Here is a 23,547-nt window from a genome sequence, read left to right on the forward strand (position 1 = left end):
CTCTATTACTATGAAAACGCAAGTAAGTTTAAAAGGACTCGCTCTGGCGATCCTGGCTTTGGTAACCAGTTGCCAAAAAGAAAACTTAACCCAACCCAAACCTGAATCTAACGTTGTAGTCAGCTCTAAAGGGGCTCGCGTTCCTGCCTCAGAAACTCTGCAAACCGCTGCGAATGGCCGGTTCTTTATTGTGAATCGACGCAGCGGAAAAATGCTGGATGTGGAAGGTTTACAGACGGCTTCAGGTTCTAATATTGTCCAGTACGGTGGAACCGGAGCCAGTAATCAGGAATGGACGCTGACCCAGCTTTCGGGTGGATTTTATTCCATTGTAGGGGTGCAAAGTCAACGTGCGTTGGAAGTGGTACAAAGTTCAACGACCGATGGTGGAGACATTAGCATCGCCAACTACACCGGAGCCAACCAGCAACAATGGCAATTTTTGGCCTTAGGGGATGGTTATTATCGCATTATTAATCGGAACAGTGGCAAAGATCTGGATGTATTCAACCAGTCGATCGACGATCTGGCCGAGATCAAACAATGGGGGTATTGGGGTGGAGAAAACCAGCAGTGGGCCTTGATTAAAGCCCAGGAAGCAGGGCAGTTAGGCTGGGTTTTAACGACGTCTAACGTACCCGATGATGTACGGGCCCGGATTACCAGTGCCATGAATGACGCCTGTGCCCGCTATAACCGTTTTGCCAATTGGCCCGCCAGAACCCTGACCGTTGAGTATAACACTGGTGTACAGACCGCCGACGGTAATACCAACGGAAACATTCGCTTCGGGGGTAATCCTAGTTATCAAAACACGCGTACGGCCATGCACGAAATCGGACATACCTGGGGTGTAGGCATCTCGGGGGGCTGGTATTCCAACACGTCTACGGGACCCTTCACGGGAGCAAATGCCGTCGCCACTATTAAGACCTTCGATGGTCCGAATGCGGTCATCAATACCGGCGGAAGTCACTTCTGGCCGTATGGACTGAATTACGATAATGAATGGTCGGAGATTAACGCTTATCGTCACGTAAAACTGGTATATGCAATGCGGACCGATGGGATGTGATACGATTAAAAAGTAAACCCGCCCAGTAGTAGCGTAGATAGAAGGGACCTCCTGATGTAGTTGAAAAACTACGTTGGGAGGTTTTTTGGTTGTGAGTGTTACCCTAGAGGGTGGATTTATGAAAACGTATGTAGAAACACCAACGTTGTTGGAACGACCTGAAAGTACCCAAAAACCGGTGATTGAATTACCTGAATAAATGAAATCGGCAAAAGTCAACGAGTGGATGATAAGGAAGAATCAAACGATATTAAGCTGTGCTTACAGAAGTATAAGATTGCTAATATCCAAACTATCTAAAAAGACGATTTAATAGCATAGAAATTACGTTGTCAAATAGGAAACAGGTGAACATTGCCCATTACTCTTCTCTACCACGCACCCTGTTTCCACGCGTTCCAAGCCAAGCAACCCAGCACCATCACCAGACAGCAGGCGTGGTTGATCCAGCTTACGCGTTTGATTTCGTGCGGTTCAATCATTCGCTCCTGTTCACCCAGGTACGGCTTTTCTACGCGGATGCCGTGGTAGACGTTAGTGCCGCCGAATCGGCAGTTAAGAATGCCCGCCAGAGCCGCTTCGGGATACCCCGCGTTGGGGCTTTTGTGCTGATGACCGTATCGGAAAATGAAGCGGAGCCCCCGGCCGCTCGTCGTTACCAGTACCATCAGTAGGGCCGTGAGTCGGGCGGGAATGAAGTTAGCTACATCGTCGATGCGAGCAGCAACCTTGCCGAATTGCTCATAACGCGGATTGCGGTAACCAATCATGGAATCGAGCGTATTGACCATTTTGTACGCCATCATACCCGGAATGCCCGCCAGTGCATAATAGAAAAGCGGAGCAATTACGCCGTCACTTAGGTTTTCGGACATGGTTTCCAGTACGGCAATACGAATTTGCTGAGCACTGAGCTGGGACGTATCACGACCCACAATGCGGGATAATTGCTTACGCCCCGCTTCCAGCCCCTGCGTATCGAGTACGGTAAATACCTGTTGGCCTTCGCGGATCAGGTTATGATTGGCTAACCCATACCAGATGAAGACGCCATGAACCAGTCCGGCAATCCACCAGGGGCCTGCGGAGAGTAACCGTTCCAGTCCCCAAAAGCAGGAAAAGACGGTGATAATCAATACTACAGCAAACAAACCTCCTTTCCAGAATCGATACCGACCCTGATTCAACCAACGTTCGCCCTTGTAGATCGTCGTACCAAAAAGCCGAATGGGGTGGGGCCAGTGGTCCGGATCACCGATTACCAAATCCAGCCCGTAGCCGAAAATCAGCGGAAAAAAAGTTAACAAGGCCATGTCTGAAGGGCGTTGAGGAGCCACTGGTTTTCTTCGGGCGTACGCGTAGCGATCCGAAAGTGACGAGGACTTAAGCCCCGAAAATTACTGGCATCCCGAATGAGTAAGCCGTGCGATTCGAGCAGATAGCGTTTTAACTCAGCGGCGGTATTGTCGAGCGTCTCCCCCAAAAAAAAGTGCGTATGGCTGTTGTGAATCCGAAGTCCCGAATGGGTTCGCAGGGCAGTTACCACCTTTTCTTTATCGATTAAAAGCTGATCCAGTGGAAGCTGAATGGCATCAAAGTGTTCGAAAATAAAATGCCCAGCGGCCAGAGCCAGGGCGTTGACGGTCCACGGCTGCTTGTACCGCTTCAATCGTTCGATGCCGTTTTCCTGAGCCATCACGTAACCCAACCGAAGGCCCGGTATCGCGTAAGTTTTCGTAAGCGACCGCAGGATAATCAGATTCCCATACGACGCGATCAGCGATTCGCAGGAGTCAATGGCTCGGGTGAAATCAATAAAGGCCTCATCCACGACGAATACCGTTTGCGGGTACGTTTGAAGCCAGTAGTCCAGCTTCTGAAAAACGGCTCCCGTGGGATTATTGGGATTGCAGATAAAAACGAGATCGCTCTCGGGCAGGGCCTCCGTTTGCTCCCAGGGCAAAAACGTCAGGGTATGCCCGTGCATCCGGGTAGCATCTTCGTATTCAGCAAATGCGGGAATCACAATGGTGGTACGACTTCCCGCAAAAGCCTGGGCAACGAGGTAAATACTTTCGGTCGTACCACTATTCACCAGAAACTGCGTGGGAGCCTGCTGATGATGAACCGATAACCGCTCAATCAAACTTTCAGCCAGCACTTCCGGATAGCGATTGATGCTCGACCAGCGGTCAAACAGATAGGCTTTTAGCCCGGCGGGTTCGCCCCCGTACCAAACGTTTGTACTAAAATCCGCGAGAATGGGCTTTCCATACTGATACCCATCATCGCCGTGTCCCTGCAACATACCTTAGCTTTTCAAATGAGCGTAAATCTGCTCCATATCTACGTGCTGACGAATGAGATCCGCCAGTCGATCATACTGTTCCTGTTTGTAGGCGGCGTAATCGAAGCTTACCGACTCGGTGGTATATGCGGACAAAAGCTCTTCGATTACCACCTCATTATCCAGAATGCCGTGCAGGTACGTGCCCCAGCATCGCTCATTCAGAAAGTAACCATCCGATTGTCCATCTTCGAAAACCGTCAGCGGCTGTTCAGGTCCTAACGGGCGACTTTCCCCCATGTGAATTTCGTAGCCCGTGCACCAGGAAGATTCCTGGCGATAGCGAAACTGCCGCTGAACAGTGGTTTTGACGGGTTGTAGTACCGTCTGGATGGGCAAAATCCCCAGTCCGGCGATACTTGGAATAGCACTTTCCACGCCCTGCGGATCTTCCACGCTCTGGCCCAGCATCTGATAGCCACCGCAAATGCCAATGACCGTTTTGCCCGCCCGATGAGCCCGCACAATGCTCTGATCGAGCCCACTTTGTTTCAGAATCAGCAAGTCATCAATGGTATTTTTACTGCCGGGCAAAATAACGATGTCAGCCTTCGCCAGTTCGTCAGCTTCGCGAGTATAGTACAAATGGACGCGGGGGTCATTCTCCAGTCGGTCGAAATCCGTGAAGTTTGAAAGTCGATTCAAATGCACAACGGCTACATTGATTTTCTGGGTTTGGGCGACTCGTTTTTTGTATTCCAGAGCCAGAGAGTCTTCAGCTTCAATAAAAATATCTTTGAAATAGGGCAGAATACCCACCACGGGCAGACCCGTCAGCTCTTCCAGCATCTGTTTCCCATCGGCAAACAGTCGGGCATCGCCGCGAAACTTGTTCACCAAGATACCTTTCATGCAAGCCCGTTCTTCGGGGCTTAGCAGAGCAATGGTACCGTAGACACTCCCGAACAAACCACCCCGGTCGATGTCACCAATGAGATAAGTGGCCGCTCCGGCGTGCCGGGCCATGCGTAGGTTGGTGATGTCGCGGTGTTTCAGGTTAAGCTCCGAAATGCTCCCAGCTCCTTCCAGTACGATGGGAGAGTGCCGAGCCGAAAGTCGGTCGAAAGCCCGCGTTACTTCGGCGAATAATTCCTGCCGATCCTGCGTGCGGAAATATTCATACGCGGACTGCGTACCAACGGGTTTCCCGTTCAGAATGACCTGCGAACGCTGATCGGTAGTCGGCTTAAGCAGCACTGGATTCATGTCCGTGTGGCAGGGAATGCCCGCCGCTTCGGCCTGCACGGCCTGAGCACGGCCCATTTCCAGTCCTTCGGGCGTTGCGTAACTGTTCAACGACATATTCTGAGCCTTGAAAGGAGCCGGAGAATAGCCATCCTGTTTAAAAATCCGGCAGAATCCGGCGGTAATCACACTTTTGCCCACATCAGAGGCTGTGCCCACGAACATAATTGGGCGAAGTGAAGCATTCATTTGGCTCTTATAACATCCGTCCGGAGACCGTTCGGGTAAGGGTTTCGGCAGAAAAATCTTCCAAAGATACACATTCGGCTCCTAGGGTCTGTGCCAGCTCACTCGCCCGTCCCAGTCGCACGTAAGCCGTGTCGGTATCGAGTACCAGGGCGGGAATTGTACGCAGGTTGGTCGCCAGTTCCAGCGTTTGCTGCCAGGCATCGCCACCGCCGGGCAGGGGTACGTTAGCTTTGCCATCGCTTAGGATAATCAGTAAGGGATTTTCGGGTTGCTGTTTCAATACGTCAAGAGCCAGCTGTAAGGCTTGGGGTAAGGGCGTCCGTCCACCCGTAGGCAGGGTACGCAGAGCCACTTCCGCCCGTTCGACGCTTTGCGTAGGTTCCAGAAGCAACTGAGCTTCTACGCCCCGAAAGGCAATGACCGCCACCGTATCACGGCGTTGGTAAGCGTCAGTAAGCAGACGGAGTACACTGCCTTTCACCGCTTCCATTCGCCGACTAGCCGCCATGGAACCCGAAGCATCTACCACGAAAAGAATGAAATGTCCGGTTTTTCCGGTTCGTATCGTTTGGTGAAGGTCTTGCCGCGAAAGCTGAAACGTCTCCGGATCCCGGATCAGGGCCTGCTGTACGCTGGCCGTCAGAGCCAGGTCAGTAGGAGAGGTGCTCGGTACCGTCTGGGTTTTGAAGCCACGGGGCGTCCGGGCTATTTCACTCCGGCGTCCGTTCAACGCCTCCATCGAATGGTTTTCAACGGTCAAAGCTGGGGGCTCGGCACCGGGAGCTACGCCCAGTACTTCTTCTTTGGCTGGTTCGGTTTCCGGCTCCGGCTGGGGTAGCGGCGGGGGTGGGGTATTCATCAAATCGTCCAGTTCAGACGAATGGAAGGACGGAGATTCGAAGGGCTTTTTGCGTCGTCGATGGGGGAGGACTAATTCCGCAGCTCGTTTAATGTCCGCGGCTTCTACTTCTATTCGACCCTCAAAAGCAGCCAGGGTAATCGCCGTTTTGTAGAGAACGAGATCGGCCCGTAAGCTACTGATCTGTAATTGGGTACAGAGCTGACTGATGAGGGTGAGCAATCCCTCGGGCATCTGTACCTGCGGCAGTCGCTCGCGGGCCTGAGCAATGCGAGCCCGTAGGGCCACCTGGGCGGGCTGCCAGTCGTGCATGAACGCCTGCGGGGCCTGATCATAGGCCATGCGACGACGCACCACTTCGGTACGCTCGGCAATGGAATCCGGAGCCTGTACGTTGACCATCAGACCAAAGCGGTCCAGAAACTGTGGGCGTAAGGCTCCTTCTTCAGGATTCATAGTACCGATGAGTACAAACCGCGAGGGGTGGCTTACCGACAAGCCTTCCCGCTGGACGGTATTGATGCCCGAGGCGGCTACATCGAGCAGTACATCCACCAAATGGTCCGGTAATAAATTGACTTCATCAATGTACAGAATACCCCGGTGAACCTGAGCCAACAGACCCGGCTGGAGGGCCCGGCGGCGTTCGTTGAGGACGCTTTCCAGATCAAGCTGACCCAGTAGCCGATCTTCAGTGGCACCTAAAGGCAGGTTTACCAGGGGTACGGCTACTTCTTCGATTTCGTACTCGCCAGACTGGCTGACCGCATCAAAGTCTAGAATCTGACCGGGTTCCGTATTGAAGCGGGAGCCGGCAATCCGCTGAATGGGCGGCAGAATTTCGGCCAGTGCCCGGGCAGCGGTACTTTTGGCGGTTCCCTTGTCGCCCTGAATGAGTACGCCGCCAATACCCGGGTTGATTCCACAAAGCAAAAGGGCGAGGGTAAGTTGATCCTGGCCAACCAGGGCGGAGAAGGGGTACGACATGACGCTACGTTACTTTTGGGCACTAACGACCACAAAGGTACGAACGACGGCGTGTCCCGCGTTACTTAGAATTTCTTCGTCCTCCTGATGCACATCCGAAACGGAAAACCGAGCCTGCGTTAATAAATCGCTGGCCGTATCGATGGAATACAACGCAAAGCCGTACTGCGTAAAGGGCAAATGCTCCATAAAATCCTGAGTAGCAAAGGCCAGCAGTAGCCGTCCACCGGGTTTGAGGCAGCGGTACATCTCTTTTAGATACGCCAGCGGTTCGGGCCAGAAGTAGATAGTATTTACCGTAAAAATTTCGTCAAAAAAGGCATCGGGAAAGGGCAGATGCTGCCCGTCGATGTGCTCAACGTATATGCGGCCCTGCTCAATCCAGGCCGCGTTGCGTTGCCGGGCCTCGGTCACCATCGTTTCCGAAATATCCACCGCGTAGTAGTGCTTTACTTTTTCCAGTACCAGGGCGGCGTGCTGGGCATTGCCCGGCCCGATTTCAAGGACACGCTCGGCGGCCTGTAGCTTTTCGAGCGTTCGGGCCGTCATTCCAGCGTTATTGACGTTCATATGTTCGCCCGTCTGGATGCCTTCGTCCCCTTCCGGGCAACGCAGCTGGCGGGCGAGTTCTTTCAGGTGTTCAACTTTCTCGTGGTGATTCATGGCTGATTGAATCGGTTATTAAAGCTAAATGCAGCAGAGGATAAGGCTTTCCCATCCCATCTACCTCCGACCGACCGATGCGGACGAAGCCCAGGTGCTCGTAAAAAGCCAGTGCCTGGGGATTCTGTTCGTTGACGTCAACCGTAGTAGCCTGCTTATGGGTAATCGCGTGACGTAACAATTGTTTTCCTAGGCCCTTGCCGCGGGCGTCTGGGTGCAGAAAAAGCATTTCAACCTTCTGTTCGGCAACGCCCACGAAGCCCAGGATTTTGCCCACTTCGTTCCGGGCGGCGGTCAGATCGACCATCGCCAGAAATTCATTCAGAATCAAAGGTCTGAATGCTTGAATGTCGGCTTCGGAAAGAAAATCATGGGTGGCCCGGACGGAAGCTTCCCAAACGTCCGTGAGTTCGGAATAGTCGGCAGGAAGAACGGTAGTTAGAGTGATTGCCATTGGATTGCGGTTGATCTGTACGGTTGCAGGCGTTCAAAGATAGAAAACCCCGGAAGCCTGAAGTTTTTATTTTTCTGGAAGAATGTTACAGGTTTCCTGAATTAGCTGCAACAATCTTTAAAAGGGATAATTAATCTCTAACCCCGGAGGGATTCCATCTGAATAGCCATGTATGAAACCGATGGCCAACAGCCCTGATCTTCGGAACATGAAGTAATACATTATAGATACCCCACCCCTTGTTAACCTCAACCATTCTTTTTTCCCAACTCTACTGTGGAAAAGGCCGACTTATGCAACTACCCAGGAAAGTACCAAAGGTATGGGGTAGCGGGAAGGCTTCAGGGATTGCTGCGAATGGCTATCGATCCGGTAAATCCCAGTACTTACCCTCGCCCCCGGTACCGAAACGCATTCAATCTATTCTATTCGGCTATGACCTTCCGGAAAATTAATAACTGGTTGCATTTATGGTTGGGCTTAGGCTCCGGAATCATCGTTTTTATCGTCTGTATCACGGCCTGTATTTGGGTGTTCAACGAAGAAATTACGTCTCTGCTGGAGCCGGAAAGCAATGTCCCCCAGCAGGAAAACCCGGTTCTCACGCCTTCGCAGGTACAGACCGTTATTGCCGCGATTCTTCCCGGTAAGGACGTCACCTACGCTTCCTACCAGCAGGACAAAGCCATTGAAGTCGGCGTGGGGCCCTGGGAGGGCGAGCATTATACCTTTAAAATGCACCCCTATACCGGAACCATCATTCGTCAGCAGGTACATCAGAAAGACGAAGCAGATTTTTTCCGCATCATCTTAAATGGCCATCGCTTCCTGTGGTTGCCCTGGGAAATCGGTCGTCCCATCGTGAATTATGCGACACTGATCTTTGTCCTCGAACTCATTACCGGACTAGTTTGGTGGTATCCCAAAAAATGGAGCAAAAGCACCGTGGAAAAAAGCTTTACCATCAAATGGGGAGCATCCTTCAAACGCGTCAACCTCGATTTGCACAATGTACTGGGCTTCTACTCGCTACTCTTTTTGCTAGCTATCGCCATGACGGGCATGGTATACGGCATTGAGTGGTACAGCCGGAGCCTCTACTGGGCAACGTCGGGTGGGCAAACTTTACCGGAGTACCCCAACCATGAATCCGATACCTTACAGGCTCATCGCTTCTATACGCAGTCGCAGGCTATGGATAAAGCCTGGGCAACGGTGCTGACCAAGCACCCTGAAGCCCAGGGCTTTTACTACAACTATCCTGAAAAGAATGATCTGAAATCGCCCATTCACATCACCATTTATCCCACGGCAGGACAGTTTTATAACCATCAGGCCTATGCGTTCGATCAGCATACGCTCAAGCCCATGCCCCGGAATACCGTTTACGACAGCCCTTACTCACAAGCGGATTTTGGCGTCAAGCTTCGTCGGATGAATTATGACATTCACGTGGGCAGTATTCTGGGTTTACCCGGTAAAATCATGGCCTTCTTTGCCAGCCTGATCGGAGCTAGTCTACCCATTACGGGCTTCCTGATCTGGTGGGGCCGCCGGAATAAAAAGAAACCAGCTGGCAAAACGCCCGGTAGGTCCTCAAAAACGCCAGTGACTGAGACGCAAGCGGCAGGGGAGGCCCCCGCCATCAACGGCAAAAGGGTTCGACCCACGTTTGTGCCGAAACCGAAACCCTAACGCTCTTGAGCCACCCATCCGTTTCACCCGACCATCGGTCGGGTCCAGTACGCCTTTTCTTTTTTTATTACTAAGTCTTAGATCGAATGCCTTTTCCCACTCATTACCTGAAACACATCCGCTGGGCCCTACTGCTGATCACGAGTACCGTTTACGCCCAGACCGACCTACGGGGACGGGTGACTGATCCTGCGGGTATCGCCATTGAATTTGCCACGCTAGCTCTCTACTCGGCCGCCGACTCTACCCTGGTGAAAGGAACGGTATCCGATTCCCTGGGGCAGTTTGGCTTTACCCGCATGCCCTTGGGGGCCTATTACGTAGAAGCTCGCTTCGTGGGCTACCAGCCCCAGCGAAGTGCCCGCTTTACGTTGAGTGAAAAGCAACCGCAACTGCTGCTTCCCACGCTGAAACTGCAACCGGGCGAACAGGATTTACAGACTTTAACCGTGACGGCAAAAAAGCCCCTGGTCGAACAGCGTATCGATCGAACGGTCATGAATATTGAAAACAGCATTCTTTCGGAAGGCAATACGGCTCTGGAAGTACTGGAAAAAGCTCCCGGCGTTACCGTTGACGACGAAGGCAACATTACCCTCAAGGGCAAGCAGGGAGCCACCATCATGATCAATGGAAAGTTGACTTATTTGTCGCAGAAGGAACTGGCTACGCTGTTACGGGGAACGTCGTCGAGTGCTCTTTCGAAAGTGGAAATCATCACCAACCCTTCCGCCAAGTACGATGCCGCCGGAAATTCGGGCATCATCAACATTCAACTGAAGAAAAATGAAAGGATCGGCTTCAACGGCAATGTGTACGCCAATGTCGCCCGCAGCCGCAAGAACCGTTACGGAACGGGCCTGAACCTCAATTATCGCAGCAATCGCCTGAACGTATTCGGGAGCTACGACCACGCGTATCGGGGTGAAAAGGAGTTGCTGTCCTATACCCGCCGCTTCCGCGATCCGGGTGAAAGCAGTCCGAGCCGCATCTCATTCCAGAACACCGTAACCGATGAGCCCCTGTACACGAATAACTTCAAAGCGGGGATAGATTATTTTCTTGATTCCCGGAATACCCTCGGGCTGGTGGTCAACGGAAACGTGGGTACCTACGCGAACAATGGCAACACCAGTAACCTCCTGCAAACCATTACCCGTCATACTCTGGCGGATGCCCGCAGCACCAATACCGACGACAGCCGCTGGTCGAATCTTTCCTACAACCTCAACTATACCCACCGCTTCAAACAGCAGGGCCGGGAACTGACAACCGACTGGGACTATTCAGCCAATGGTTTTCAATCCAATCAGTTGCTCGATACGCGTTATGTGGATGAAACGGGAGCCTTTACCAGTCGTCGTTCGACGCGTCGGGGCGATATTCCTTCCACCACTTACGTATACGTGGGGAAAGCCGATTACACGCATCCACTGGGAACGAAAACGAAACTGGAAACGGGCTGGAAAAGCAGTTACGTAACCGTCGACAACGAAGTAAAGTACGACACCTTGTCGGGTATTAACTGGGTCAGGGATTTTTCGGCTTCTAATCATTTTACCTATCAGGAAACCATTCATGCGGGGTACGTAAACTTCAACCGGGAGTTTGGTTCGTTTAGCGTACAGGCGGGTTTGCGGGGGGAATACACGCATACGAAAGGGCATCAGATTACGTCCGATTCACTGGTGGTTCGTAAGTATTTTCAACTCTTTCCCAGCCTGTTTCTGACGCAGACTTTGAACGAAAAGCACCGGCTTCAGCTTTCGTACAGCCGCCGCATCGAGCGTCCGGATTATGAAGATCTGAACCCCTTCCGGTTTTTTCGGGATCCCTTTCTGTACTACGAAGGAAACCCCTTCCTGAAACCGCAATTGACGCATTCACTGGAGTTAGGGCATACCTTCAATAATTTCCTGACGACGACGCTCAACTATAGTTACACCTCGGACGTCATCAACTGGATGATGGGACAGATCGATTCGACCAATACCACTTTCCAAAGTCCACAAAACCTGAAAAGTCTGATTAACTACGGGATCAGTTTTTCGGCGTCCCAGTCACCTACCTCGTGGTGGACGACCAGCAATTTTTTCAACGTCTTTCGAAATGAGTACAAGGGCGATCAAAAGGGCGGCGATCTGGACAACAGCATTACCAGTTTTACCTTCAACGCTCAGAATTCCTTTCAGCTAGGTCGGGGAGCGTCCCTGGAACTCAGTGGCGTCTACAATTCCAAATCAGTATACGGCGTGTTCGTAACCCGGCCTTTCTACGTCATTTCAGCGGGGGTACAAAAGCAGCTTCTCAATAAGCAGGCTACGCTGAAACTGATGGCTAATGATATTTTTCAGGGACGCCGCCGGGTACAAACGGCCCGGTACGAGAACCTGGATCTGAACACGAACATCCGGTTCGATAGTCGCGTCATTACGCTTTCGTTCAGCTATCGTTTTGGTAATCAGAACCTCAAAACCGGATCAACCCGTAAAAGTGGAGCCGATGATGTACAAAACCGAGTCAAAGGACAGTAAGGATACGTTGTCCATAACCGAACGCATTCGGGCGTATGGAAGCCGGCACGGCATTCGGCATTCGCCCAAACGAAACGCGGTAGCGATGGTCCTGGAAAAAGCCACACGGGCGATGGACGCTGAGCAAGTCTGGTTGCAGTTGAAGCAGGAACACGTTCGCATCAGTATCGGAGCTGTGTACCTTTCGCTGAACTGGCTGGTAAAGGCTCAACTCGCCCAAAAGAAAATCCGGGAAGACCGGAAGGCCGTTTTCGAACGTCTTTGAAACGGGATAAAAAGGAAGCGGGTGTACAATCTTGATTAACCAAGATTGTACACCCGCTTCCTTTGGTGATCGAACTTAGAATCAATTTCCTAGGGAGTCGTCTCGGCGAAATGATCGTCCGCTCCGTGCGTGAGTCGTTTCAGCGGTTTGAGGAGCAGTAAGATCAGGCTTCCGAACAAAATACAGAAAACTGCAATCCCAGTGAAGGTTTCCAGTTCACCCCAGGTTTGCGACCAGGCTCCGAGTTGACCCGCGAGTTTCTCGCCTAGTCCGGTCGCTGCCCAGTACGCTCCCATGATGATCGAAGCGTATTGAGCCGGAGCCAGTTTGGTAATGAATGAAAGGGCCACCGGCGAGGAAGACAGCTCACCAATGACGTGGAAAAGGTACGCCAGAATCAGCCAGTACATGGCCGCCTGCCCGGTTTGCTGAGCCTGCAAAGCAGCGGCCGTCATGAAGAAAAAGCCCGAACCCATGATCATGGTACCAATGGCCATTTTCGCCAGGGAAGAGCTTTCCCGACCCTTGCGAGCATTACGGGCCCAGAAATTGGCCACGGCTGTACCGAGCGTAATGACAAAGATACCGGAGAGGGACTGAAACCAGGACGCCGGAATCTCCATACCCATAAACTGCCGGTAGGTTTTTTGTTCGGCGTATAAATTCATCAAACCGCCGGCCTGCTCGTACGCTCCCCAGAAGGTGATCACAATCAAAAACGACAGCATCAGTACCCAGACCCGGTCTTTTTCCACGCGGGTGAGGGGTTGGTTAAGTTTTGTGCGATCCTCCAGATCAGAACTTTTGCCGAGAAAATTACCGACTTCTGCCAGGTGTTTTTGGCCCTGAATGTACAGAATCAAACTCAACAGCATGCCGATGCCGGCCAGGGCAAAGCCATAATGCCAGCCGTACTGATAGGCAACCCAGCCCACCATGATGGGAGCAAAAGCCGCTCCCAGATTGATCCCGATGTAAAAAATGGTGAAGCCTTTATCCCGGCGAGGATCGTGCTGGGCGTACAGTCCCCCCACCATCGTCGAGATGTTAGGTTTCAAAAGTCCCACGCCGAGTACAATTAGAAAGATACCCAGGTAAAAAGCCCACATGGTCTGAATCGCCAGAATCAAATGGCCAATCGCCAGAAGCAGAGCTCCGATCAGTACGGTTTTCTTCTGGCCCAGAAAGCGGTCGGCGAGGTAACCACCGGGCAAGCTGGCCATGTACACACTGAAGCCGTACCAGCCATAAAAGGTCAGGGCTTCGGCGTTGGTCCAGCCCAGACCGGGATTCAGCCCCGTCACGGAAGCCGTCAGGTACAGTACCAGAATGGCCCGCATGCCGTAGAAACTAAAGCGTTCCCACAGCTCGGTCATAAACAACACAAACAGGCCTTTCGGGTGACCTAACCACTGATTTTCGGGGGAAGAAGTCATAAGCTAATAAACACAAATAATACGATATAAAAAGGGTAGGGCTCCTGATTGCAGGGCTGTAAACGACGAAGCAGGACCGGGCTTGCCCCATCCGGGGAAAAGTCACTTCCTTGCCTCAGGCTGGATTTCCAGGAAAATACGTCCTTATTTTTTTCGGAGTTGCACCGTCTTTCCCGTACGGGCCGACTCCCGGGCGGCTTCGAGAATACGTACCACCTGCACGTTGTTTTCCAGCGAATACAGCGGATGAGGTTTGATTTTTCCCCGGATCAAATCGGCAAAATAAGCAAACGGATCGTCGTAAACGGGCAATTCCTGTTTCGTAATGCGTCGTTTCTGCTCTTTTTGCGAACGAGAACGGACTGTATAATCCGTGGTATTTTCCGTAATGACGTAGCCCGCATCGCCGTAGACTTCCATATCTTTTCGGCTGAAAGGCCAGTTCCAGGAAGCCTGTACAATGCACTGAGCCGAGGAGTATTCGATCACAATCGTGGCCTCATCGTCCACCTTGGGATAAATCTGGGGTTTGAACTGTCGCGTAACCGCCGTGACCGACAGCGGCGTTTCATTCTTCATGAAATACGTCATTAGGTTGGCTCCGTAGCAGCCGAAATCAATCAGGGCACCACCGCCATTTTGTACGGGGTCCGTCAGCCAGTTAAAGAATTCGGCATTGACACCAATCTCTTTCGGACCCTCGTGTCCCGTGTGTACCACCATTTTCTTAAACGTTCCCACGGTACTGCTATCAGTAACGAGCTGATAAGCTTTTTCAATGCTGGGGTACCAGGACGTTTCGTAGTTGGTTAGTAAGAGCGTTTGATGCTTCCGGGCTAAAGAGGCCATTTGTTCTGCATCCGCTAAGTTGGTAGACAGCGGTTTTTCCACCATGACATGAATGCCCCGGGGAGCACAGGCCTCCACGACGGCTTTGTGCTCGTAAATGGATCCAAAGGCCACGACGGCTTCGGGTTTGACGGCATCCAGCATTTGTACCAGATCGCGGTAAAAAAGTTTGGAATCCAGGTGGTATCGTTCAGCGTAGCGTTTCGAAAGGTCCATATTGGATTCGGAGATGCCCACCAGTTCGATGTCGCCCAGCGGTTTTCGACCCAGAATCCAGGGGACGTGACCGTGGGTGATACCAGCTACGGCCAGTCGGACGGGTTTTTGGGCCTGAAGGTTCAGCATACCCAGCAGAAAAAAGCAAACGAAGAATATAGTTTTCATTCGGTAACGAAGTCAGAAGCAAAAAGGGCAAACGCTTTCGCAGCCTGCCCTCGGGTTTGATCAATTAAGCCGTGAGTGTTCCCTCTAACGTAGGTCGGCGGTCGGGTTTACCATCGAGGATGGAAAGACTTCGCTGGAATTTGACCTGTACCTTCCCCGTTTCAAAGTGCAAGGAAATGATTTCGTAATGAGCGGTTTCGATGAATCGAACCAGGAAATCAAAGGTATTCTCGTTTCGCCAGGCTCCGCTCGTGGCAATAGGCGTGACCGTTTCACCGGGAACGGGCGTTTGGGTAAGTTTGAGCGGAGTCGTGGATAAATCCGTACGACCGAATTTCCAACGACTTAAACCCGCTTCGATGCGGTCTTCGCCCTGGGTATCCTTGAGCGTCAATTGAACGGAATCCTTCTTCACGTCCATTCGCACGGATTGAATACCCAGCGAATTTTCCTGAATCTGAAAGGTTTTCCCGTTGATTTGTTCACTCAAGGGGGAGCTAAACGTCCCCTCAGCCAGCGGTAGTCGTAGAGAAGCCAGCCGTTTTTTTAAAGCCGATTGGGCGGAGGCCGGACTAGACTTGCCCACGGATGGCAGAATGTGGTTCCAGGCGGCATCCATAATGCCCTGCATATTACTGGTTTCGCTGGTCATGGCAATGACGAGGTCGAGCTTGGGCAATACCAGACAGTACTGACCAAAGGCCCCGTCTCCCCGGTACCCCTCGTGGCGGCACCGCCAGAATTGATAGCCGTAACCCTGTAGCCAGTCGTTGGTTTCTTTGGGACGACTACCTCCCGAGGATTGTACCTGAAAACGCGTAGCCTCATCAATCCAGGCTTCGGTAATCAGCCGCTTGCCTTTCCAGACGCCTTTTTGCAGGTACAACTGACCAAATTTGGCAATGTCTTCCGTCTTAACCCGTAAGCCCCAGCCACCCGTGTTGATGCCCTGCGGACTTACTTCCCAGTCGGCCCCTTCAATGGCTAAGGGTTTGAAGAGCCGGGGTGTGAGGTAATCAAGTAAAGTTTGTCCGGTCAGCTTCTGCACAACGGCCGAAAGCATGTACGTAGCTCCGCTGTTGTAGACGAAGTGCGTACCCGGCTGATGTTCAACGGGCTGGGCCAGAAAACCCTTCACCCAATTCGGACTTTCGGCCATGGGACCCGTCGTATCTTTCGCGTGTCCGGTAGACATGGTCAGCAAATCCTTGATTCGCATGGCGGCCAGATTTGGACTGACCGTTGCGGGAAGATCTTCGGGGAAAAACTTGATGACCGGATCTTCTACCCGAAGCCGGTTTTCGGCTACTGCTAATCCAACGGCCGTAGAAGTAAAGCTCTTACTGAGCGAATAGAGCGTGTGCTTGAGATCAGCCGCGTACGGAGCCCACCAGCCTTCGGCGATAACCTGCCCGTGTCGCAGCACCATCAGGCTATGTACGTTGAGTTTTTCCTTTTCAACGGTTGCAATGAAATCCAGGATGCCCTGTGAAGCAACGCCCTGAGCTTCGGGCGTACTACGGGAAAGGGCGTTTCCAGGGGCTGGCAGCCAGGCTGGAAGCGTAGAAAGCAAACCCAGTTGAGCCGAGTGCATGCCCAACTGCTGCAAAAAGGTACGTCGAGATAGTGTCATCGTTGGTTTGAGGTAAAGAAGGTCTTAAAGGTAAGATATAACTTCAAAGGATTGCATACGTCCGCAGAAAGACGAGCCGGTACGCAGATCCGTCTAAAAATAGAAACGAAACCGTAACCCGTGTAGGGTTGATACATTTAATACTCTTTTTACGTATAAACATACGAACATTATATATAATTTTAACCATTCAAAACGCTCTGATCGGGGTTTCGGACGATTGGTTAATTTACTACTCACGCCATGCAAACAGGAATGATCGATGAACAAAAGTTGATTTCCGAACTCCAGCAGGGGAGTTTGATGGCTTTTGAGGCCATCTATTCCCAGTACTGGTATCCGATGTTTCTGGTGGCGTACCGTAAACTGAACGATCGTGAAGTGGCCGAAGAAATGGTGCAGGATATTTTCGTAAAACTCTGGGAACGAAAGGCGAGTGTCTCCATCAATCGGCTGAGTTATTACCTGTTTTCGGCGGTTCGGTACGCCGTTATCGATCAGATCAGAGCTCGGGTCACGCGGGAACAGTATCTAAGCTATTACCAGTCCTTCTTATCAACGGAGGATTCGTCCACGGAAGAGGCCATTATCCTGAATGATTTACGTTCGGCTCTGGAAGATTCACTGCAAACCCTGCCCGAAAAGTCCCGCCAGGTGTTTACCCTGAGTTATTTTGAGAACTGGTCCGTCACCCAAATTGCCCACCACATTCAGCTTTCTGAAAAAGCCGTAGAGTATCATCTTACTAAAGCCGTCAAATTTCTCCGTACGCACTACCAGGATCATTTACTGGGCACGCTGCTTTATCTCATTCTCACCAACCGGTAATTGAACGAAGGCAAGAATTTCAGTGGGTATCAAGCCTTTTTATATAAACTTTCGTAGAAATTTTAAAACGATTTAGGTCAAATCCTCGCACATCCGACTTGTTAGATAGGAGCGGCACTCAAGGCTCTCTACTGCTTGTATGACCCCGGAAGAATTTCAGGAGCTTTTGCTACGCTACCAGCGTAACGAAGCCACCGCCGAAGAACAGCAGCGTATCCACGCCTGGTACGACCGCCTGGCAGCCGATTCGCAGGAAGAACTTCCCGCGGCGGAACGCCCGCCTTTGCAAGCCAAGCTGTGGTCGACGATTCGTGAGCGTATCGATGAACCTGAGCCGGAGATTCAGATCCGGCCCCTCCGAAAAGCCGGATGGTACGTGGGGGTGGCCGCATCGATACTACTAGTACTATCCATTGGCCTTTGGTTCTGGACGCAGTCGTCCGTGAATTCGGGACAACTGGCGTTTCATACGGCGGCTCCGCTAATTACCGCTCGTGGACCGCAAACGCTCACCCTTTCCGACCAGAGTCAGGTAACGCTGCTGCAAGGAAGTAGCCTGCGATATTCGTCAACCTTCACTGGAAAGCTTCGGGAAGTAGACCTACAGGGAACCGCCTTCTTTCAAATTACCAAAAATCCTGAAAAGCCTTTTCTGGTGCACACCGGTTCGCTGGAGACGAAGGTGTTAGGGACGAGCTTCTGGGTGAGGCATCAGCCTAAACAAAGCTACGTACAGGTGCAGGTCGTTACGGGTAAAGTTTCCGTACAGCAGGATCAAAATCAGGTAATCCTGGTACCGAATCAGCTCGTTACGTATTCGCGGGAGAAACCCTGGCTGCAAACGGGCCTCGTTCAAAATCCCCTGGTGGTGGATGCCTCCGTTTCGATGCGATTCAAAGACGTACCGCTGCTTCGCGTGGTTGAACGCCTCGAAAAACGCTATGGGATTAGCCTGCTTATTAAGCAATCGGCCTTGCGTCAGTGTCCCTTCACCGGAGATCTCACGGGACTGGGCCTCTATGAGCAGCTGGGTATGATTTGCCAGGCTCTGAATGCTACCTACCAATCCGACGGTACTCAAATCCTGCTACAGGGTGCGGGCTGCCGATAAATGACTTATCCTACTTACCTCCTCTAAAACTGATTGCCATGATTAACTCCAAAGACGTAATCTAATTTCCTCATTCTGGTGGTCCAGTACTACCACTAGTAAAACCCTTACGCACCTTCGTTCGGAAGGCGTGCGGGGACGTTTTGTGCCTATTAAAATGAATAAGACCTATGAAAAAAACACGTTACTTCAAACCTTATGCTCTGGCGGGCTGGTTGCTCCACCGTTCTTTTCTGCCGCTATTACTAACCGTACCGCTCTTCAGTTACGCTGAACCCATCCATACGGTTCAGGATGTGCTGGAGCGTACCGTAACTTTACCCGCCGGGAAAGTGAGTCTGGAGGAGGCCTTAAGTCAGATTGAGAACCAGGCTTCCGTCAAGTTTGTGTACAGTCGCAAAGTCATTCAGTCTGATCAACAGGTATCGGTTAAGGCCATGCATACCAAACTGGAAGAAGTACTGAAAGCCTTACTAGGCCCTTTAGCCATCCAGTATCGACTCGTGTCGGGACGCATTGTGCTTTCCAAAAGTCAGGAAACGATGCTGCTGACCGCCCCGAAGTTAACAGTAACAGGGACTGTTACCGATAATCAGGGACAAACCTTGACTGGTGTAAGCGTAGTCCTGAAAGGCACCACGACGGGCTCGGCTACCGACGCCAATGGGCGGTATACCCTGAATGTACCCGACGATGCCGCCACGCTGGTTTTCTCGTATGTGGGTTACGTAACGCAGGAAGTGGCCATCGGCGGACGAAGTGCGATTGATGTCAAACTGGAAACCGATACAAAATCGCTTTCCGAAGTCGTGGTCATTGGCTACGGTACGCAGAAGCGGAGTGACGTGACGGGCTCCCTGGCGTCGGTTAGTTCCAAAGAGTTGAATGAACTGCCCGTGGTCAATGCCGTACAGGGTCTAGCGGGCCGGGCGGCGGGCGTTCAGGTGGTACAAAACTCGGGAGCACCGGGAGCCAACATCAGCATTCGGGTACGGGGTGGTAACTCGCTTCTCGGTAATAACGAACCGCTGTATGTGGTGGACGGTTTTGCCTTGTCCGGAAGCCCGACTACACTGAACCCCGCCGATATTGAGTCGATGGAAATCCTGAAAGATGCCTCGGCTACGGCCATTTACGGGTCACGCGGAGCCAACGGCGTGGTGCTGATTACCACCCGGGCGGGGAAAAGCGGCAGTAACCGGGTCAACATTGATAGCTACGTCGGATTTCAGACGGTACGTAAAAAACTTGACCTGCTCAATGCTCGCGAATTTGCGGAAATCGCCAATGAACGGGCCCGCAACGATGGCTTGCAACCGTATTTCACCTCCGATCAGGTAGCTTCGTTTGGTCAGGGTACTGACTGGCAGGACGCCATCTTTCGGACGGCTCCCATTCAAAACCACGTGGTCACCTTTTCCGGTGGTAGCGAAAAAACGCAGTACTCGGTTTCAGCCAGCTTATTCGATCAGCAGGGAATTGTGATCGGCTCGGGATACAAGCGGTACTCGGTTCGGGCCAATTTGAATCAGAAAATCAACGATAAATTACGGCTTACCTATACCAGCGTACTCAGCCGGACGGGAACGCAGGCCATTTCCAACGACAACCGTTCGCGGGGAAATGGAGTCGTATCCGCCGCGTTAACCGCCCCGCCAATGATTGCTCCCTACGATGCCAATGGCAATTATTCGAACGTAGTACCCTATTCGTTTAGTCCGAACGCCGCTGAAAATGCCGTGGCTTTAGCTCTGGAACGGAAAGACGAAACGGCGGGGAGTGGGATTCTGACTAACCTAGGCTTGACTTACGAATTCATCCCGGGACTAAGCCTTCGCGTATCCGCCGGGGTCGATTACGCAAACTCCCGACGGGATTATTACTCACCCCGCCTTTTTAAGGCATCCCCTTCGGGATCGGGTAGTACCAACTATTATACGCGAACTAACTTTCTCAACGAAAACATTCTTACCTATAGCAAAACCATTCAGGAAGCTCACGCTCTATCCTTTACGGGGGGCTTTACGTATCAGAGCGAACTGATCAATGAAAATGAACTTGGGGCGAGTGGCTTTACCAGCGATGTCTTACAGAACAATAACCCCCAATCCGGCAGTGTAATTGCCACGCCAAGAGCTACTATTTCAGACTGGAAACTGCTTTCGGGACTAGCCCGGGCCAACTATTCCTACCGGGATCGCTACCTGCTGACGGCCAGTATTCGGGCCGATGGCTCGTCCCGGTTTGGAGCTTCCAATAAATGGGGCTATTTCCCCTCGGCGGCCCTGGGCTGGCGGATTAGTGAAGAGGAATTCATCAAACCCCTGACTTTTGTTTCCAATCTGAAGCTACGGGCCAGCTGGGGACAAACGGGTAGTACGGCTATTAATCCCTACCAGACACTCAATACACTTCAATCCCTGCAAGTCATTTACGGCAATGATCTGTATACGGGGTTTGCTCCGGGGGCAACGAAACCAAACCCGAATTTGAAATGGGAGACTACGATGCAAACCAACCTGGGTCTGGACTTCGGGTTTTTCCAGGAACGTCTCCGCTTATCCGTGGATTACTACCGCAAAAACACCAACGACCTGTTGGCAAATGTGCCCCTGCCTACTTCTTCGGGTTACGTCAATCAAATACAAAACCTGGGCACCATTCGCAATCAGGGCGTGGAACTGGATCTGGGTGGAAACATCCTGACGGGTAATTTTAAGTGGGATGCGAGCCTGAATTTTGCTGCTAATCGTAACAAAGTAATCAAACTGGCTGGGGGTAGTGATGTGTTCGGAAATTCACTCGATATTCCACTGAACGTTTCGGTAAATCTGATCCGCGAGGGCGAACCCGTAGGTGTTTTCTTTGGCTACGTGGAAGATGGACTGACGGAAACGGGAGCGATTCGCTACAAGGATCTCGACGGCAACGGTACCCTCAATAACCTGGACCGGACCATCATCGGCAATCCCAATCCCGATTTCATTTACGGTTTCACCAATAATTTTTCCTACAAAAACTTCACGCTGAACGTGTTTTTGCAGGGCATTCAGGGAGCGGATATTTTCAACTTCAACCTGTCAAATCAGGCGAATGCCTTCAACTTCGGCGAAAATCAGGTACGAAGCTCGCTGGATCGCTGGACGACGGAAAACTCCAATCCGGCGGCGAAAAACCCGAAAGTCAGCATTGGCTCTACGTTCCGGGAATCCAACCGCTTTGTGGAGGATGGGTCGTTCTTACGGTTGAAAAACATTCGTCTGGCCTACACCCTGCCGCTGACGAAGTGGAGCGTCAACTGGTTGAAATCCGCTCAGATCTACGTGAGTGGCCAAAATCTGCTGACCTTCACCAAGTACTCCTGGTATGATCCCGAAGTGAGTAGCCGGGGTGGAGCAGCCTCCATTACGGTCGGAATTGACCAGACCAGTTATCCCGTTGCTAAAACCTATACCTGCGGCGTAAGCCTTGCCTTTTAATGCTAAGCCCAAGTGCTATGAAAAAGATACTTTGCATAATGGCTGTGGTCACAGCCCTTAGTTCCTGCCAGAAGACCTTACAGGAAGTACCGGTCGATCGCCTGACCGAAGAAAATTTTTACCAAACGCCAACGGATGCCCGTTCCGCAATCTATTCCATTTACGATGCCTTGCGGAGTACGGGTTATTACGGAATGATCTATTTGCTAGAACAGGAAGCCAATACGGACTACGCCAACGGTCGCGGCTCGTATGCCTTCATCAGTGAGTATCAGGGACTGGACGGTACTAACATCGGTCGGGTAGAAGGGGTGTGGTCGCAGGCGTACCGGGCCATTCTTCGGTCCAACATTGCTCTGGAACGCATTCCCGCCATTGCCATGGATGAAACCGAGAAAAAAGGTCTGCTCGCCGAAGCCCGGTTCCTGCGGGCACTGGTGTATTACGATCTGGTTCGGAACTGGGGTGGGGTACCGATTCGTACCTCGACCACGGCTTCCAATGACGTACCCCGTTCGTCGGTCGATGAGGTATATAAACTCATTCTGGAGGATCTAACCGCTGCTGAAACCGACCTGCCCGCGACGCCCGCCGTGGCGGGACGGGCGACGAGCTGGGCGGCGAAAACGTTGCTGGCCGATGTGTACCTGACGCGTCAGAACTGGACGCAGGCCCGGGATAAAGCCAAGGAAGTGATGGACGGCAAGGCGTACTCGCTGGTGCCGGTGACGACGGTAGCTGATTTCGAAAAGATCTACGGAGCAACAGTAACGACGAGTTCGGAGGATATTTTCTCGTTGAAGTATTCCTCCACGGGCGGGCAGGGTTTTCAGTACCTGCTCTACATCCACGCGGAAAATACGCAGTACTCACCACCGGGCTTCCGCACCATCTACGCCCGTCAGACCTTTCCGCTGATTGCCAACTGGGACGCGAAAGATTTACGAAAAGAGTTCAATATTTACGGTCAGTACGTCAACCGAACCACGGGTCAGATCGTGACTTTGCCTGCTAACGAACCCTATCAGTTCCGGAAGTTCAAAGATCCGGCCTCGGTAGCGGCCAATGCCAGCGGCAATGATTTACCCCTGCTCCGGTACGCCGATGCGTTACTGATTTACGCCGAAGCGGCGAGTCAGGCCGCTGGCGGTCCCACACCCGAGGCCTATCAGGCCGTCAACCAGGTACGTCGCCGGGCCTACGGAGCGGACATCGCAACGGCCAACGCGGCTGTAGATTACGCCGGACTAAGTGCTCAGGCTTTTCGTGAAGCTGTATTGCAGGAACGGGCTTACGAATTTATGATTGAAGGCAAGCGGTGGAATGATATGAAACGGCTGGGCGTCGATCAGGTGAAGGCCCTCGTCCAGAAAGCCAAAGGCAAGACGATGAAAGATAGTCACGTGCTGTGGCCCATTCCAAAAGCTGAACTCGACAACAACGGGGCGATTAACGCCGAAGACCAAAATCCTGGGTATTAATGTAGACTTCTGACCCGGAGATAAGCTCCGGGT

17 protein-coding genes are annotated in these 23,547 nt (G+C 52.0%); 8 read left to right on the top strand and 9 right to left on the bottom strand.

What is annotated here, in order from left to right; genetic code table 11:
• The first annotated feature begins 10 nt into the window (after window positions 1–10).
• Window positions 11–1,075: an RICIN domain-containing protein gene (locus C5O19_RS20355; RefSeq protein ID WP_104715230.1), complete on the top strand. Its 1,065-nt coding sequence runs from the start codon at window positions 11–13 to the stop codon at window positions 1,073–1,075.
• Window positions 1,076–1,446: 371 nt separating this feature from the next.
• Here the strand turns inward: C5O19_RS20355 and cbiB are convergent, their stop codons facing one another.
• Genes cbiB through C5O19_RS20385 form a run of 6 tightly spaced genes read right to left on the bottom strand, consistent with a single transcriptional unit; the run spans window position 1,447 to window position 7,819 of the window.
• Window positions 1,447–2,388, bottom strand: coding sequence for an adenosylcobinamide-phosphate synthase CbiB (gene cbiB / locus C5O19_RS20360; RefSeq protein WP_104715231.1), 942 nt, complete (start codon window positions 2,386–2,388; stop codon window positions 1,447–1,449).
• Window positions 2,376–3,383: a threonine-phosphate decarboxylase gene (locus tag C5O19_RS20365; protein ID WP_104715232.1), complete on the bottom strand. Its 1,008-nt coding sequence runs from the start codon at window positions 3,381–3,383 to the stop codon at window positions 2,376–2,378. The genes cbiB and C5O19_RS20365 overlap by 13 nt, the downstream gene beginning before the upstream one ends.
• 3 nt (window positions 3,384–3,386) lie before the next feature.
• Window positions 3,387–4,856, bottom strand: a complete 1,470-nt coding sequence (locus C5O19_RS20370; protein WP_104715233.1) for a cobyric acid synthase — start codon at window positions 4,854–4,856, stop codon at window positions 3,387–3,389.
• Window positions 4,857–4,863: 7 nt separating this feature from the next.
• Window positions 4,864–6,702, bottom strand: coding sequence for a magnesium chelatase subunit D family protein (locus C5O19_RS20375; protein WP_104715234.1), 1,839 nt, complete (start codon window positions 6,700–6,702; stop codon window positions 4,864–4,866).
• A gap of 9 nt (window positions 6,703–6,711) precedes the next feature.
• Entirely contained in the window at window positions 6,712–7,365 is a 654-nt protein-coding gene (locus C5O19_RS20380) for a class I SAM-dependent methyltransferase (protein ID WP_104715235.1), read from the bottom strand.
• Window positions 7,343–7,819, bottom strand: a complete 477-nt coding sequence (locus C5O19_RS20385; protein ID WP_104715236.1) for an acetyltransferase — start codon at window positions 7,817–7,819, stop codon at window positions 7,343–7,345. Before C5O19_RS20385 ends, C5O19_RS20380 begins: the two co-directional genes overlap by 23 nt.
• Before the next feature lie 435 nt (window positions 7,820–8,254).
• On the opposite strand from C5O19_RS20385, the gene C5O19_RS20390 reads away from it, so the two are divergent.
• From C5O19_RS20390 to C5O19_RS20400, 3 genes are all read left to right on the top strand, one after another.
• A complete protein-coding gene (locus C5O19_RS20390; RefSeq protein WP_104715459.1) occupies window positions 8,255–9,514 on the top strand; it encodes a PepSY-associated TM helix domain-containing protein in 1,260 nt (419 codons plus the stop codon).
• Between the two features lie 86 nt (window positions 9,515–9,600).
• Window positions 9,601–12,048 (top strand): outer membrane beta-barrel protein, encoded by a 2,448-nt coding sequence (locus C5O19_RS20395; protein WP_104715237.1) that lies wholly within the window; start codon window positions 9,601–9,603, stop codon window positions 12,046–12,048.
• Window positions 12,017–12,313, top strand: a complete 297-nt coding sequence (locus C5O19_RS20400; RefSeq protein ID WP_104715238.1) for a transcriptional repressor — start codon at window positions 12,017–12,019, stop codon at window positions 12,311–12,313. Before C5O19_RS20395 ends, C5O19_RS20400 begins: the two co-directional genes overlap by 32 nt.
• 89 nt (window positions 12,314–12,402) lie before the next feature.
• On the opposite strand, the gene C5O19_RS20405 is transcribed toward C5O19_RS20400, so the two are convergent.
• From C5O19_RS20405 to C5O19_RS20415, 3 genes are all read right to left on the bottom strand, one after another.
• Window positions 12,403–13,749, bottom strand: a complete 1,347-nt coding sequence (locus tag C5O19_RS20405; protein WP_104715239.1) for a peptide MFS transporter — start codon at window positions 13,747–13,749, stop codon at window positions 12,403–12,405.
• Window positions 13,750–13,893: 144 nt separating this feature from the next.
• Complete coding sequence (locus C5O19_RS20410; RefSeq protein WP_104715240.1) at window positions 13,894–14,982, bottom strand: Gfo/Idh/MocA family protein; 1,089 nt, start codon at window positions 14,980–14,982, stop codon at window positions 13,894–13,896.
• A 64-nt stretch (window positions 14,983–15,046) separates the two neighbouring features.
• The gene (locus tag C5O19_RS20415; protein WP_104715241.1) at window positions 15,047–16,615 is read right to left on the bottom strand and encodes a serine hydrolase domain-containing protein; all 1,569 of its coding nucleotides are present in this window, start codon (window positions 16,613–16,615) and stop codon (window positions 15,047–15,049) included.
• 243 nt (window positions 16,616–16,858) lie between these two features.
• Here C5O19_RS20415 and C5O19_RS20420 point away from each other — a divergent pair, with 243 nt between their 5' ends.
• The 4 genes from C5O19_RS20420 (at window position 16,859) to C5O19_RS20435 (ending at window position 23,514) form a co-directional block, all read left to right on the top strand.
• Window positions 16,859–17,443: an RNA polymerase sigma factor gene (locus C5O19_RS20420; protein WP_104715242.1), complete on the top strand. Its 585-nt coding sequence runs from the start codon at window positions 16,859–16,861 to the stop codon at window positions 17,441–17,443.
• Between the two features lie 139 nt (window positions 17,444–17,582).
• Window positions 17,583–18,554: a FecR family protein gene (locus C5O19_RS20425; protein ID WP_104715243.1), complete on the top strand. Its 972-nt coding sequence runs from the start codon at window positions 17,583–17,585 to the stop codon at window positions 18,552–18,554.
• 170 nt (window positions 18,555–18,724) lie between these two features.
• Window positions 18,725–22,033: a SusC/RagA family TonB-linked outer membrane protein gene (locus C5O19_RS20430; protein ID WP_104715244.1), complete on the top strand. Its 3,309-nt coding sequence runs from the start codon at window positions 18,725–18,727 to the stop codon at window positions 22,031–22,033.
• A gap of 17 nt (window positions 22,034–22,050) precedes the next feature.
• Window positions 22,051–23,514, top strand: coding sequence for a RagB/SusD family nutrient uptake outer membrane protein (locus C5O19_RS20435; RefSeq protein ID WP_104715245.1), 1,464 nt, complete (start codon window positions 22,051–22,053; stop codon window positions 23,512–23,514).
• Window positions 23,515–23,547: the final 33 nt, after the last annotated feature.

Source organism: Siphonobacter curvatus, assembly GCF_002943425.1.
In the GTDB taxonomy this organism is placed as follows: Bacteria; Bacteroidota; Bacteroidia; order Cytophagales; family Spirosomataceae; genus Siphonobacter; species Siphonobacter curvatus.

Coding starts and splice junctions, on each gene's coding strand:
- C5O19_RS20425 (WP_104715243.1), top strand. CDS start 17,583: ATGACCCCGGAAGAATTTCAGGAGCTTTTGCTACGCTACCAGCGTAAC.
- C5O19_RS20355 (WP_104715230.1), top strand. CDS start 11: ATGAAAACGCAAGTAAGTTTAAAAGGACTCGCTCTGGCGATCCTGGCT.
- C5O19_RS20365 (WP_104715232.1), bottom strand. CDS start 3,383: ATGTTGCAGGGACACGGCGATGATGGGTATCAGTATGGAAAGCCCATT.
- C5O19_RS20410 (WP_104715240.1), bottom strand. CDS start 14,982: ATGAAAACTATATTCTTCGTTTGCTTTTTTCTGCTGGGTATGCTGAAC.
- C5O19_RS20370 (WP_104715233.1), bottom strand. CDS start 4,856: ATGAATGCTTCACTTCGCCCAATTATGTTCGTGGGCACAGCCTCTGAT.
- C5O19_RS20385 (WP_104715236.1), bottom strand. CDS start 7,819: ATGGCAATCACTCTAACTACCGTTCTTCCTGCCGACTATTCCGAACTC.
- C5O19_RS20405 (WP_104715239.1), bottom strand. CDS start 13,749: ATGACTTCTTCCCCCGAAAATCAGTGGTTAGGTCACCCGAAAGGCCTG.
- C5O19_RS20375 (WP_104715234.1), bottom strand. CDS start 6,702: ATGTCGTACCCCTTCTCCGCCCTGGTTGGCCAGGATCAACTTACCCTC.
- C5O19_RS20420 (WP_104715242.1), top strand. CDS start 16,859: ATGCAAACAGGAATGATCGATGAACAAAAGTTGATTTCCGAACTCCAG.
- C5O19_RS20390 (WP_104715459.1), top strand. CDS start 8,255: ATGACCTTCCGGAAAATTAATAACTGGTTGCATTTATGGTTGGGCTTA.
- C5O19_RS20395 (WP_104715237.1), top strand. CDS start 9,601: ATGCCTTTTCCCACTCATTACCTGAAACACATCCGCTGGGCCCTACTG.
- C5O19_RS20435 (WP_104715245.1), top strand. CDS start 22,051: ATGAAAAAGATACTTTGCATAATGGCTGTGGTCACAGCCCTTAGTTCC.
- cbiB (WP_104715231.1), bottom strand. CDS start 2,388: ATGGCCTTGTTAACTTTTTTTCCGCTGATTTTCGGCTACGGGCTGGAT.
- C5O19_RS20415 (WP_104715241.1), bottom strand. CDS start 16,615: ATGACACTATCTCGACGTACCTTTTTGCAGCAGTTGGGCATGCACTCG.
- C5O19_RS20380 (WP_104715235.1), bottom strand. CDS start 7,365: ATGAATCACCACGAGAAAGTTGAACACCTGAAAGAACTCGCCCGCCAG.
- C5O19_RS20430 (WP_104715244.1), top strand. CDS start 18,725: ATGAAAAAAACACGTTACTTCAAACCTTATGCTCTGGCGGGCTGGTTG.
- C5O19_RS20400 (WP_104715238.1), top strand. CDS start 12,017: ATGATGTACAAAACCGAGTCAAAGGACAGTAAGGATACGTTGTCCATA.